Source organism: Brevundimonas sp. GW822-FHT03E11 (assembly GCF_058801445.1).
The window spans coordinates 1-1,419 of record NZ_JBXANG010000024.1; the positions used below are offsets into that span (position 1 = coordinate 1).

At 56.5% G+C, this 1,419-nt stretch carries 2 tRNA genes and 2 rRNA genes; all 4 read right to left on the bottom strand.

Annotated features, from left to right (window positions below):
• A 23S ribosomal RNA gene (locus AC1RKE_RS16010) occupies positions 1–242 on the bottom strand; the annotation flags it as partial.
• 228 nt (positions 243–470) lie between these two features.
• Positions 471–546 (bottom strand) — tRNA-Ala (locus AC1RKE_RS16015).
• Between the two features lie 58 nt (positions 547–604).
• Positions 605–681: transfer RNA gene (locus AC1RKE_RS16020), tRNA-Ile, on the bottom strand.
• 168 nt (positions 682–849) lie between these two features.
• Positions 850–1,419: ribosomal RNA gene (locus AC1RKE_RS16025) — 16S ribosomal RNA — on the bottom strand; the annotation flags it as partial.

Genomic DNA, 1,419 nt, shown 5'->3' on the forward strand with positions numbered 1-1,419 from the left:
AGTTCCCCGCGTTCGCTTAATGAAGCCTATGTATTCAGCTCATTATACCTTTCAACAATCCGCCAATCGCTGACCCGGCCGAAGCCGGAACAGAGTTGGAAGACTGTAAAGGTGGGTTCCCCCATTCGGAAATAACCGGATCAAAGGGTGCTAGCGCCTCCCCGGTTCTTATCGCAGCTTGCCACGTCCTTCATCGCCTCTCTACGCCAAGGCATCCGTCAGAAGCCCTTCAACGTTTGATCGTTTCTCAGCAAAACTCATGCTTGGTTTATTCCGCCCGACTGGAAAGGCGCCGGGGGACCAAGCCTGATTTTTGTCAGACAATGTCTTCTTATCGAACCAGACCTAAAAGCTCAGGGGAGCCGGCCTCATTCTTCCTTCACAATATCAATGCACATCACCCATTCAGGTAACGGCAAACTTGTATGCGATGCGCGCCTCTGGTCATTCGCCTCTCGCCGCTCGGCGAGTGGTGGAGCCAGACGGAGTCGAACCGACGACATCCTGCTTGCAAAGCAGGCGCTCTACCAACTGAGCTATGGCCCCTTCTCAGGGTCAAGCCAGGAGAGCTGTCGACGAACCGTCCAGATGGATCCTAGAGGGCTGGTAGGCCCGGGCAGACTCGAACTGCCGACCTTACGCTTATCAGGCGTACGCTCTAACCACCTGAGCTACGGGCCTAGGGCAGCGCGACAGCCAGGAGTTCCGGGCTCGCGATCGCGTCACCAACCCCGCGACCCGTATAGCCGAGGCGTCGATGACGAAAGTGGAAAGAGAAACGGAGACGGCGGCATCCTGCCGTTTATGTGGAGTTCCAATAGGCCGTGAGACCTGGAGGAACATCCTTAGAAAGGAGGTGATCCAGCCGCAGGTTCCCCTACGGCTACCTTGTTACGACTTCACCCCAGTCGCTGACCCTACCGTGGTCGCCTGCCTCCTTGCGGTCAGCGCAGCGCCTTCGGGTAGAACCAACTCCCATGGTGTGACGGGCGGTGTGTACAAGGCCCGGGAACGTATTCACCGCGGCATGCTGATCCGCGATTACTAGCGATTCCAACTTCATGCCCTCGAGTTGCAGAGGACAATCCGAACTGAGACGACTTTTAAGGATTAACCCTCTGTAGTCGCCATTGTAGCACGTGTGTAGCCCACCCTGTAAGGGCCATGAGGACTTGACGTCATCCCCACCTTCCTCCGGCTTAGCACCGGCAGTCCCATTAGAGTTCCCAACTGAATGATGGCAACTAATGGCGAGGGTTGCGCTCGTTGCGGGACTTAACCCAACATCTCACGACACGAGCTGACGACAGCCATGCAGCACCTGTGTCCCAGTCCCCGAAGGGAAAGCCACATCTCTGTGGCGGTCCGGGCATGTCAAAAGGTGGTAAGGTTCTGCGCGTTGCTTCGAATTAAACCACA